The organism is Mesobacillus sp., assembly GCF_047739415.1.
In the GTDB taxonomy this organism is placed as follows: domain Bacteria; phylum Bacillota; class Bacilli; order Bacillales; family Cytobacillaceae; genus Mesobacillus.
In genome coordinates, this window is record NZ_JBIQOE010000018.1 from 1 (window position 1) to 11548 (window position 11548).

The window sequence follows — 11548 nt, forward strand, 5'->3', positions numbered from 1 at the left end:
ATCAGCGTAAGCTCTTCAACTTGATCAAACCAGAAGACATCGGAATCCATTTGACCGACGGATGCATGATGGAACCGGAAGCATCGGTTACGGCTATTGTTTTCTCCCATCCAGAGGCCAGGTATTTCAACGTGTTGAAAAATTAGGAGATTGAACATTTCAGGCTTCTGACAAGTTTGGCGTCAACCGGTAAAAAGCTGTCAAAAGAAGGAGAAAAAGCAAGAGGGATTCCCCCTCTTGCTTTTTCTTATGGCGTTGCTAATTTCTCCTGTTTGTTTTTAAGATTATTAATTGGATAAATCATCACTTATTGGTAAATATTATTTCCATGAAGAGATCTTGGAGGTTTTTTTATGGACTATCAAAATAATATGGAGTTTGAAATCCGTAATGGCTTTTTGCCGAATATGTACAACTCAGACAGATTGAAGGTTTTAGAGGTTTCAGATAGCAGCGTCATCATAAAAATGAGTAACGCCGAAAATCGCAGTGTTTTTCCAGTGGATAATTTTGATTATTGGATCAAACGCGGCTTGTTGGTCAATGTTAATGAAAAGAGACGTACATCCTAATGCAAAAACAGCGGCCCATTTTCAGCCGCTGTTTTCTTTTGTGATGCTATTCATGAAAACAATCCCTGAAGCAAACATTGCCAGTTTGAACGTTGAATGGGATCCTACCATAAAATCTGGTATCGGGTAAGAAGCCGGAATGAACCAGAAGAATGAAAAATAGAGCAGCGGCAAAGTAATGAAAATGATCTTTACCCAGTTGAACTTCCATCTTCCATTTTTTTGATATTCCTTCACTAACCCTGGTATTCCAAGATAAATACCCAAAGGGAAATATAATATAACAGCAAGGATGCTCCACGGAAAGAGCCTAAACGTCTCCCTTCCAATATTCTCAAAGCTTTGCTGAAGATTTCCAATAACAATCAGCAAAATGATAAAACCTGCTGTATACAATAAATACTTTAATACTTTGATCTATTCTCCCTCCTCAACGCATTATTCCAGCTAAACCTTTTAAACTCTTGATAAAGTTTATATGTTTCCCTAAAATCATCTTTCCGCTTCATTTCTTCCTTCTTTGTATTCCAGATATATTCTAAAGCTAAATAATTCATATCCAAATCGTTCGCCTCCCTTGTTCTTAATTCAAGAATAAGGGAATTGAATAATGGAAACATTCACCATCAGATTGATTCTTTCTACGCCTTTTGGCGGAATTGTTTTAAGACCATTAAATGCCTTTTTTCATTTGTGCTTCGTATTCCTTCGAAGTCCTCACTTCTACAGTCAAAGAACCTTTTTCTACTATTGCTTTCAGTAAAAGTGGTACGCCTGTTGTGTTTTCGAACCTGAAATCCTTCCCTCCATAGGATACTGTCGCGTCCCTTCCTTTAGGAACATAGCCTACAGATAGGGAATGATGATGTTTCTCCACATAACCAACACCAAGAACATCCACAGCATTATATAAAGTTGAAGAAGTCTGGCAGATGCCGCCTCCTATCCCCATGACCAGCTTTTTGTTGACAATTTCCTCAGCAGGCTGGTAGCCATGGGCTTCATCACTCGGCCCGACAGTTGTATTAAAGGAAAACACATCTCCTACTCCCAGGATGACATTGTTAATTGCTTCTGCTGATAGCTCAATGTTCTTTGTTCTGCCCGCAACCCCAGCGTTAAAGTAGGTTGTATACTTTCCTACAATTACCTCGCCGAGCTGGGCAGCATCATTGAATTCATATCCGCTTGCCGTTACATAAAGCGGAAGCTCTACGGGTCCCCCTTTTTCTGAAGCCTGGATGATGCTTTCAACCAGCTCCGCTTCCTCCAAAATAATTAAAGGGCTCCCTTTTATCACCTGGCCATCCGGACCAAGTTTATCCGGAATCATCCGTTGATCGTAACCTGGTGTCGCCTCCTTACCGCGAGCCAATTCTCGAGCCCATTGTTCCAATTCAGCTTTAAACTTCTCATTATCGCTGCCGTAACCCATTTCAACCGGCGTAATGGACCTGATCACTTCTTGGGTGGTAGGTTCAATTACATTCACTACTATTGGTTGAGCCTTCTCTTCTTCTTTTTCAGCTGCCTCCTTTTCTTTTTCCTCATTTTCACTTCCTGCCTTGTCCTCCTGTTCAATCACCTTTTTTTCCGTTCCTGCTTTCTCTGCAATTGGTTGTGAACAGCCAGCTAATCCAATGAATGCCGCAAAAATCAAAAACAAAATGACCTTCAAATTTCTCCCCATGTTTCCCCCATCATTCCTATTTATATTTAAAACCAGCATTCTATTATATTCAGGAATACTTTTCCATATTTCCGAAAAATTTTCTCCAAAATAAAATTAATTGCAGAAGTCTTCAAATTTTAAGAAAAAAAAGATAAAATACATATAAACCAATAAGAAAGGTCGGATTTAACATGACTACTGAGATTCGCTCAATTCCTCGGCCCTTGGTAAGAACAAATCAGTGGTTCATAGTCATAAGTGTTTTAATCAACTGGTTAACAGGTATTGAATGGATCTTGACTTTGCCCCTGCTCGCAGGAATTTCAGGACTGATGTTCGGATATAACCCGGTAATGCGGATAGCCAGACGTTTCCTGCGAAAGCAGCCGTCAGATTATATTCCGGAAGACTGGGAACAACAGCAGTTCAATCAAAAAATCGCTGTTGTCTGCTTAGCAGGCGGACTCATTGCCTATGCCAGCGGTTTAACGGCATTGGGACATATATTTACCGTGATGGTAGCGTTGGCTGCTTTTATAGCAATCCTCGGATTTTGCATAGGCTGCTTCATCCGTTTTCAATTATCTAGGTATAAGCATAAGAAACATGCAACTAACTCTTAAGAGGGACCCGTTTTTTTACTATCGGGTCTCTTCTTTTTGACATCCCCATCATTTTTTCGTTGAATTGCTGTGACTGACCCTTTGGAATACTGAGCGTATTCCAATCCTCTTTCTTGATCATCTTCGCTAGATAAACAATCTGCCCGGTATGGCTTGCTTGATGGACGATTTGCCGCTGGATGGCTTCAATGGCTGTGTGCGGTTCTTTTCTTATATAGACTATTTGTTCCAAGTCCTTTTCCGATAGCTGTGAAAGCGTCTGAAAAAGCACAGTCCATCCATCATTCCAGTGAAATAGCAAATCCTCCCTCGTGGCAAATGTTCCCTCGAATTCCCCATCCCTATTGCGGTCAGGCTTTTCACCATCGGTTGTCAAAAAGTCACGGAACCTGGATTTAAGATTGCCGCTCATATGCTTGGCGATAATAGCAATACTGTTGGTTTCTTTGTTTGGAGAATAGTGAAGTTGCTCCAAATTCAATTGTTCCATCGCTCTTTCTGCCTGATTTTTTATGGTTTTAAAATTTTCAGTAGCCAACATTAAATAAGACATTTTCCACACCTCCCTTACGTAATTATTCCTCCTAAAAGAATGAATTCCTTCATTGTTTTTCCAGTTTCAGGATAAATTTTGATTGTTGATTTATTTAATTGTGATAGGAACAACCGAGATTAAAAGTAGTTCGTTCTTTATAGAGTGCATAAAAAAAGTGAGATTCATAAATGAACCTCACACATTTTTATATAATCTCTGCCAAGTTACCGTTAAAACGACGTTTTTGGATAAATATCAATCTTAGTGATAAGGATATTCCTGCTGCAAGCAATCCGATGGTCAGCCCTACCCAATATCCCGAAGCTCCAAGGCCGGTATAATGGGCCAGAAAGTAGCCGACCGGAAGGCAGATGAGCCAGTACGCAATCAATGTGATAATAAAGGATATATTCACGTCTTTGTACCCGCGCAATGCGGCGAGCGCTGTGGCCTGGATTGCGTCGGATATCATGAAAAACAATGCATATATCAAAAATTGGCCAGTTAAAGCGATCACAGCTGGTTCATTTGAATAAAATCCTGCTACCTCATAACGGAACAGGACGACTAACAATCCGGCACCAACTGCAATAATGGCACCAAGATATATCCCCATCCAGCTGTAGGCTTTGGCATCATTATAACGGCCGGCACCGACTTCAAAACCGACCAAAACAGTTTGAGCCATAGAGATGCTCATCGGAATCATATATAGGAAGGATACTATATTTAAAGCTGATTGATAGGCGGCAATCGTCGTGATATTGAATTTACTGATCAAAATCGTGACGACGGCAAACATACTTGTTTCAAAAAAGATTGATAAACCCATAGGGACCCCTATTTTGAGGATTTCCTTTACTTTTTCACCGGAAAATTCCTTGAAGTACTTCAAACCGACAAAATTCGAGAATGGTTTTTGCTTGATTATGACTGCTGCCGTCAATCCCGCAATCAGATAATAAGTAATTGAAGTAGCATAACCTGCTCCGGCTCCTCCTAATTCAGGAAAACCCCAATGACCGAAAATCAGGACATAGTTCAAGAAGAAGTTGATTGGTAACGACATGAGAAGGATATACATCACTACTCTAGTTTTTCCGAGTGCGTAAATGAATGATCTTAATACGTTAAAAATAAACAATGGGATGATTCCAAAACCTAATCCAGCCAGGTAGCGGAACGCCGTTTCATGTACACTTTCAGGCAGGTCCATTGCAGTTAAAATTGGATTGAGTAGAAAAACACCCAAAATGATGACTAGTATTGCAATGATCAATGCCAAATAAATACCATGTGTCAGGATAGAGGATACTTCTTTTCCCTTCTTTTCACCAAAGCGCTGGGCTGCTATTGGCGAAACAGCAAGGAGTATCCCGCTGAGACCGGTGAAGACCGGGCTCCAAATCGAAGATCCGATGGCTACACCCGCAAGGTCTGACGAGTTATATTTCCCTGACATAATCGTATTGAAAAAGACCATTGAAAACATCCCTAATTGAGTGATTAAGATAGGGATCAGCATGACAAAAATCTGTTTTATTTTTTCCTTTGTCGAAAAAGTCTGGTACATCTGCGTACTCCTTGAATATAGTAATTATATAATTATAACAAAATATCATTCCAATAACGGTAGTTTTTTCGGATCACTAAATATTATCATTATTTTAAAAAATGGAAATACCCCCCTAATTATTTCCTTCAAAATCCTTGATACAATAGAAATATATCGAGGAGTGAATCAACATGAAAATCATAAAAATTCTACTGCTTTCGTCTCTGCTTGCCGTCCTGTCATTTTCAGCATGGATTTACTATCCCCAATACCAAATCAATAAAATCAAGCAGGAAACTGCGCCTTCTGTTGAAAAGACATATAAGCTTACCTATATAGATTACTACCGAACAATTCCGGACAGTACTATTAACCATCTGGCTCTTGGCGATTCAATCATACGTGGGTACCATATCCCAGAAGAAGAGAATTTCATCAGTCAATTTTCCACTCAACTCGGGATGGAAACTGGCAAACAAGTTCTTTCACAAAATGAAGGAGTAATCGGGATAACAAGTGAGAGGTTAAATCAGCTAGTTCAGGATGGAGCGTATGACGAAGCGATCAAAGAAGCTGACCTCATTACCGTTAATGTTGGTGGCAATGATATTCTTAAATTAGTCAAAAAAAGCGATATCTATAGTGCTCTAAAATCCTTTGAAAGTTTGCAAGAAGGGTTTTCCCAAAACCTTGCGGAGATCACAGCAAAAATTGGTGAGTTGAATCCTTCAGCGACAATCGTCCTTCTTGAGCTTTATAACCCGATGCCAGCTGATCATCAATTTTATTCTCTTGCGGATAAACTTCTTCCAAAGTGGAATTTAATGATCTACGAGGCTGCAAAGGGTACTTCTTCTTCCATAGTTATACAAACTACAAATGTCATCAACAGCGATACTTTGGAATTTCTGGCTAGTGATGGAGTGCACCCAAACCCTTCAGGCAATACAGCGATATCAAGTCAGATGCTTCAGCAATTCCAACAACAGCATAAAGCGGATGCCGTCCTGGCAAACCGCCAAAATTAAGCTGGGCAATAAGCCTGGCTTTTATTTATTTTGCTGTCCCTCCTCGAAATGTTCATTTAACAAGGGGTTTTCAGTTGTAGCGAAATTGACGGATTGCAGACTTGATTCTTCATCCAGTCCAAATAATTTAGCTACTTCATTTTCATAGGCATTATCTGCCTTTTCTTTCTTCATTTTTGTACACCCCCTTTCTAGAATTGAAACTAAGAGCGATATTCCGCCTGATAAGAGTTGCGGCCTGAATGTACCGACAACAGTGTGTCCGCATATCCTACCAGCCTATTTACAATTTCTTCTGCAAGACCATAGACAAGCTGATAATTATCTTCTTCATGAAGTCCAGGATCATCGAAAATTACCGTGGTATTGATAAATATATCCTTATTCCCATATAGATTGTAATGGATTATTGCCTTTCCCGCTGCTCCTCCGCTATCCGGATCCTTAAATCCTGGCAGAAAAACATACCATTCTTCTGCTCTGGCAGAACGAAAATTCTTGGTGAAATTCATCCCCGTGATTTCTCTAGAGGTGTTTGAGTTTTCTATGGAAACAATCTTATTTTTCTCGCTCATTGTTCTCACCGCTTATTTTAGCTTATTTCTTACTTAAATCATTCCGGTCTGCAGCTAGTGGTGGCTGTTCAAGCCATCCTTCTTCGATCATGATATTGGCTCCATCTTCAGCATATAATAATATTTCTGCATTTAGGCGGGCATAAACGCCTGCAATATCCTTTCTTTGACTGGCCGCAACTGACATTCCGTAGTTGCCGCTGCCTGAAAAATTCATAAGTCCAAAATGGAACATCAGCAATTTATCCGAAAATGGAGGTTCCTGTGATTTGGAAACCTCATGATCCCAGGTCATCGGAACTGGAAGGTTTTCATCACGAAGATATCCAGAGAAAATCTTGATGTGTTTTTCCGATATTTCCTTCCCTCTTAGTAAATACTTTTTAACCTTATTGGATTGTGCAACCTGGCTGAAACCAATTGCTAGTGCTTCCCCTAATTTATTTGTCTGTATATTTGCGTATAAGTGAGTAATCTCCATAGCCGTCAATGGACGATTATCACCCATAAAATCTGATAAAAAACTTTGTTTATGAATGAACTCGTTTTTATCAGGATAAGGGATATAAGCGGGCCGAACTGCTAACCCTTTCTTTTGCAATAAATCTGTTACTTCATTATTCAACTCAATTGCTGAATGTAAGCATTTCGTGTAGAAAGATAAAATATCACTTCTGAATACATGAGGCTGAATGAAACCATATATAGCCAAGCCACCTCTTGACATATGCTTGATGTAACTTAAATAGAATGCATCTGAAAATAACCTTGGTGCATGCTTTTTTACGTCCTGCGGTGTAAAACCGATGGGAACAGGAATATTTTCCTTTATAAATATTTGTTTGATATCTTCTACATGCTGTATTGATATATCCAGTGCGTGTTCCACCACTGTCCTAATCTCCGGATCCTCTGCCGTTTCAAGGAAATGTCCAAAAATGCAGATAGACATTGAATCTCCAAGGTAATTTTGATGGAGTGCCGCTAATTCAGCTGATGTCAACTGGATGTTTTCATGATTTGCCACTTCTTTCAAACCCTTCTGTTTATTTAAGGATAGAATCCCCCTTAGTAATGAAATTATAATGGTATTACTGTACCGGTTATGGTCAGCTTTTACAGTTTTTTTCTGATTTTTGATACAAACTTTAATACCCAAGCAGTCTCCCACAAAAAAATACCAGCACCTTCTACAATACAGGTGCTGGCTTTCTATTGGCAGGGATTATAAAAACCAAACTTTTACGATCTTTTCGCCTTCAATTTCATAGATGGCAACCGCTTTTTTCGGCTCGGAATTTTCCCTGCCTGTTATGAGTTCGTGATCAACAACCTTGTTTCCATGGACCATCCTGGCCAATAATTCAGCATGGTTATTTGGATGCTGTTTAAATAGCCTGCCATATCTGGTACGCATTTCATTAATACCTCTGGTCGTTATTTCATTTCCGGGAAAATTCATAATGATTACATCTTCACTATACACTGACAAAAACTCTTCTAAATTTTGTGTGTTATAGGCATCGAGCTGTTTTTGCGCGAGCATTTCTGAGATTCTTTCCATAAAACATGCTCCCCTTCAAATTGAAATTTGTTTACTTTTTATTATACAAAACCCCCTGGAGTCCAGGGGGGAGTAATTAGTTATTAACCAACTTATGAGAATGTTTCTTTGCTGCGGCTTTTTTGCCAATTGTGTCTTCTGCCTGTGTAGATCGCTTGATAAAGAAAGCGAGTACCAAAGCGATGAACGAAAGGAATACTGTCACATAAAAAGCGTCATTGATTCCATGCAGCATCGCTTGCATTGCAATCTGCTGCTCCATTTCTGCTTGTACAGCAGGTGTAACAGCTTTACCTGCTGCAGCAGCCTCTTTGAGTGCTGAGGCAGCTAATTCTTTTCCGTAGGTTTCTGCCCGCATCGACATCACGGTCACCAACAACGCTGTTCCGATTGCACCGGAAACCTGCTGCATCGTATTGTTCATTGCTGTGCCATGCGGATAGTATCGCGCTGGCAATTGGTTTAGTCCGTTTGTGTTAACAGGCATATTAACCATCGACATACCGAACATGCGAACAGTATAAAGGATGATTAGCTGAGTATAAGTTGTTTCCATTGAAAGCTTGCTGAAATAGTAACTTGTTACAAGTGTGATTGCCAGACCAACAATTGCTAATGCTCGACCGCCAAATTTATCAAATAATCGACCGGTTATCGGAGACATAATTGCCATTGCAATTGCACCTGGCAAAAGCATTAAACCTGCATCCAATGGAGAAATCCCCCGGATTGTCTGCACATAGATTGGCAGCAATAGCATGCCCGAGAACATCGCCATTGTGACGATCATCGAAATCACTGATGATAATGCAAACATTGGATACTTATAGATCCTGAAGTTAAGCATAGGATTATCCTGGCTTAATTGACGAAGGATAAAGACGATAAGTGCAACTGCACCGATTGCCAAAGTTAGGTAAACATGTGGACTGTCCCACCCCTTTGAACCGGCAGAGCTGAACCCGTACAGAAGCCCGCCAAACCCAATGCTTGATAGGGACAATGAAATAATGTCGAGACGCATATACACTTTTTCTTTTTTATCTTTTAACATGACAAATCCTAGTAATAAGATTATGGCAGCGATTGGCGTTACAAAATGGAACAGCATTCTCCAATCGTAATGCTCGATCAGCCAGCCTGACAGTGTCGGACCTATTGCTGGTGCAAACATAAGCACCAATCCGAATACTCCCATTGCGGTTCCACGTTTTTCAATAGGGAAACTTACAAGCATGACATTCATCAATAGAGGCATCATGATTGCCGTACCAGAGGCCTGAATCATTCTCCCTGCTAACAGAAGCGGAAAAATGTGGGCTGCTCCAGCTATAATCGTTCCGGCAGTGAATAAACCCATTGCTGTCAAAAATAAATTCCTTACCGAATACTTTTGAATTAAATACGCACTAAGCGGAATCATCACACCACTGACGAGCATGAAGCCAGTTGTCAGCCATTGTACTGTAGTTGCCTCAACCTTCAAGTCAGTCATTATGGATGGTAAAGCTATATTGAGCAATGTATTATTTAAAAATGCAATAAAAGCTCCAACAATTAATACCGCCAATATTCCATAAGGCGGTTTGTCAGGTGTTTTCATGTTATGTTCCAATCTATCTTCCCCCTATATTGTTCACAAATTTGTAAACAATGTAATTGCATAGACACTAGCATATACCATCAGTACAATTTTTGCAATGTTTTTAAACTACCTTTATAAAGGGATTTGTAAAGTCCGGAAATTTGATGTAGTATATTTTTTATACACCCGGTATAAAAAAGGTTAAGGTGATGAAATGAACGACAGAAAACGCCATGTTATTGAAAAAGCACATCAGCTATTCATCGAAAAAGGATTCCAGGCCACCTCTATACAGGATATCCTTGATTTCAGCGGAATATCAAAAGGAACCTTCTATAATTATTTCACATCCAAAAATCAGTTACTTATGGATATTTTTAAAACAGCCTTTAGAAAGATGGAGATCGATCGCAATGGACTGCTGCATGGCCAGGATCCTGGTAACCCGGAAATCTTTATTAGCCAAATCGAATTTCAGATGAATGCAAACCGTAAAAACAAAATCGTCCCGCTATTTGAAGAAGTGTTTTTCTCTGGAGATAAAGAACTTAAGCAATTCATTGAAGTGGGACAGATGAAGATATTACGCTGGTTTTCAGACCGGCTTGGAGACATAACGGATGAAATTTGCCAGCCATACCTTCTTGATGCGGCCATAATGCTTAATGGAATCCTGCTTCAGAATATTAGATTTCATCGTAAAGCAAACGGTGAGGCAGCAAGTTTACGCCCGGTTGTCCACTATAGTGTAAATCGGATTTTGAATATGCTTGAAGATCTGGCGCTATCTGGAGACCAATTGTTGCCACCCGAAACCTTGGATAACTGGCTTCCGGTATCTGCAACTGAGTCCCTTGACTGGAGGATGAAAGTTCAATCAGTTCTATCCCGCCTGAAAAAGCTGGAATGTATTAATAGTGATTCTCTCAGAAAGCTGGATTTCATCGAGGAAGAAATCCTTCGATCATCATCACCAAGAAAATTCCTGATTGACAGTGTTTTGTTATCAATGAACACGGTCGATAAAAGTGAACTCGATGAATTACAATCGCTATTAGACGATCATTTGCTTGAGAAGGCATAAAAAAACAGGGGGAAAACAGTTTATTGGTTTTCTCCCCGTTTTTTTGTATTTATGTGAGGATTATGCTGTCTATGATAGAGGGCGTTTATTTATTTTGCTTATATATAACCGAAATTTGTCTTTTTCTCGCTTTATTGGTACGTGATCGATATAAATGTGAGCATAAGTTGCTTAAGTTTTGCATTTAAGTCGAAATAACAACTAAATTTCCGTTCAATTATCTGAGTTTTATTGATATAAGCAACTTAATTGGCGATTTTCACAACTTTATTGGCGATAATTTAAATTTATTGGCGAACTGGAAATTTTGAGCGATTTTTACCAGTTAACATTAAGTTTTGATAAGGTCAAAAAACTGCTTTCTAAATGATTTTAATTTGCAGTTCCATATAATGTTGACAGCAACCTGATTCTCTCCTGTAACTCAAAATCAATCTTCCGTTTTTAACCCGCCTAAATAATATTCTACGAGCTCAGCATAGTCTTCAAGATCGTCTTTTCCTTGCTCTGTAATGACATAAATACCTCTCTCCACTCGTTCGAACCATTTGTAATAGTTTTTCTGCAGAATCAAGGGCGTCTTATCCCCTGTTCCGAGAGCAACGAGCGCTTTCGGAGACATTTGTCCGAGTTTTTCAAGGTAACAGGCGATTTGGATGCAATTTTCTTTGTAGGCAGTCATGATCTTGGTTTTGTTGCTGCCGCCGATATTGTAGTCAGCGCTTCTTCCCTCTATTTCTTTAATCAAGGCTGCT

At 39.6% G+C, this 11548-nt stretch carries 16 protein-coding genes; 5 read left to right on the forward strand and 11 right to left on the reverse strand.

The features are described 5' to 3' along the window. Both ACH0QE_RS01245 and ACH0QE_RS01250 read left to right on the forward strand, forming a co-directional pair. Window positions 1–146: vitamin B12 dependent-methionine synthase activation domain-containing protein (locus ACH0QE_RS01245; protein ID WP_415798944.1), on the forward strand; the 146-nt coding region annotated here is incomplete at its 5' end. A gap of 207 nt (window positions 147–353) precedes the next feature. After that, window positions 354–572, forward strand: coding sequence for a hypothetical protein (locus ACH0QE_RS01250; RefSeq protein WP_214903469.1), 219 nt, complete (start codon window positions 354–356; stop codon window positions 570–572). A gap of 21 nt (window positions 573–593) precedes the next feature. Here the strand turns inward: ACH0QE_RS01250 and ACH0QE_RS01255 are convergent, their stop codons facing one another. From ACH0QE_RS01255 to ACH0QE_RS01265, 3 genes are all read right to left on the reverse strand, one after another. Next, window positions 594–944, reverse strand: coding sequence for a hypothetical protein (locus ACH0QE_RS01255; RefSeq protein ID WP_415798931.1), 351 nt, complete (start codon window positions 942–944; stop codon window positions 594–596). 32 nt (window positions 945–976) lie between these two features. Further along, window positions 977–1135: a hypothetical protein gene (locus ACH0QE_RS01260; RefSeq protein ID WP_415798932.1), complete on the reverse strand. Its 159-nt coding sequence runs from the start codon at window positions 1133–1135 to the stop codon at window positions 977–979. Window positions 1136–1245: 110 nt separating this feature from the next. After that, window positions 1246–2262, reverse strand: a complete 1017-nt coding sequence (locus ACH0QE_RS01265; RefSeq protein WP_415798933.1) for a VanW family protein — start codon at window positions 2260–2262, stop codon at window positions 1246–1248. Window positions 2263–2435: 173 nt separating this feature from the next. On the opposite strand from ACH0QE_RS01265, the gene ACH0QE_RS01270 reads away from it, so the two are divergent. After that, the gene (locus ACH0QE_RS01270; RefSeq protein ID WP_415798934.1) at window positions 2436–2867 is read left to right on the forward strand and encodes a DUF4395 domain-containing protein; all 432 of its coding nucleotides are present in this window, start codon (window positions 2436–2438) and stop codon (window positions 2865–2867) included. Here ACH0QE_RS01270 and ACH0QE_RS01275 read toward each other — a convergent pair. Both ACH0QE_RS01275 and ACH0QE_RS01280 read right to left on the reverse strand, forming a co-directional pair. Then, entirely contained in the window at window positions 2857–3420 is a 564-nt protein-coding gene (locus ACH0QE_RS01275; protein WP_415798935.1) for a DUF1572 family protein, read from the reverse strand. The genes ACH0QE_RS01270 and ACH0QE_RS01275 overlap by 11 nt on opposite strands. Before the next feature lie 187 nt (window positions 3421–3607). Continuing rightward, on the reverse strand, window positions 3608–4975 hold the full coding sequence (locus ACH0QE_RS01280; protein WP_415798936.1) for an MATE family efflux transporter: 1368 nt from the start codon (window positions 4973–4975) through the stop codon (window positions 3608–3610). 173 nt (window positions 4976–5148) lie between these two features. Between ACH0QE_RS01280 and ACH0QE_RS01285 the strand changes: the two genes are divergently transcribed. Then, entirely contained in the window at window positions 5149–5985 is an 837-nt protein-coding gene (locus tag ACH0QE_RS01285; RefSeq protein WP_415798937.1) for a GDSL-type esterase/lipase family protein, read from the forward strand. Between the two features lie 21 nt (window positions 5986–6006). Here the strand turns inward: ACH0QE_RS01285 and ACH0QE_RS01290 are convergent, their stop codons facing one another. The 5 genes from ACH0QE_RS01290 to ACH0QE_RS01310 form a co-directional block, all read right to left on the reverse strand. Continuing rightward, complete coding sequence (locus tag ACH0QE_RS01290) at window positions 6007–6159, reverse strand: hypothetical protein (RefSeq protein ID WP_415798938.1); 153 nt, start codon at window positions 6157–6159, stop codon at window positions 6007–6009. Window positions 6160–6188: 29 nt separating this feature from the next. Continuing rightward, a complete protein-coding gene (locus ACH0QE_RS01295; protein ID WP_415798939.1) occupies window positions 6189–6560 on the reverse strand; it encodes a hypothetical protein in 372 nt (123 codons plus the stop codon). A gap of 22 nt (window positions 6561–6582) precedes the next feature. Then, a complete protein-coding gene (locus tag ACH0QE_RS01300; protein ID WP_415798940.1) occupies window positions 6583–7587 on the reverse strand; it encodes a DUF3231 family protein in 1005 nt (334 codons plus the stop codon). 198 nt (window positions 7588–7785) lie between these two features. Next, a complete protein-coding gene (locus ACH0QE_RS01305; RefSeq protein ID WP_415798941.1) occupies window positions 7786–8124 on the reverse strand; it encodes a nuclear transport factor 2 family protein in 339 nt (112 codons plus the stop codon). Window positions 8125–8200: 76 nt separating this feature from the next. After that, a complete protein-coding gene (locus ACH0QE_RS01310) occupies window positions 8201–9727 on the reverse strand; it encodes a DHA2 family efflux MFS transporter permease subunit (protein ID WP_415798945.1) in 1527 nt (508 codons plus the stop codon). 196 nt (window positions 9728–9923) lie between these two features. On the opposite strand from ACH0QE_RS01310, the gene ACH0QE_RS01315 reads away from it, so the two are divergent. Then, window positions 9924–10793: a TetR/AcrR family transcriptional regulator gene (locus ACH0QE_RS01315; protein WP_415798942.1), complete on the forward strand. Its 870-nt coding sequence runs from the start codon at window positions 9924–9926 to the stop codon at window positions 10791–10793. A gap of 430 nt (window positions 10794–11223) precedes the next feature. Here the strand turns inward: ACH0QE_RS01315 and ACH0QE_RS01320 are convergent. Next, window positions 11224–11548, reverse strand: a 325-nt coding sequence (locus ACH0QE_RS01320; protein WP_415798943.1) for a DUF2161 family putative PD-(D/E)XK-type phosphodiesterase, incomplete at its 5' end; no start/stop codon positions are given.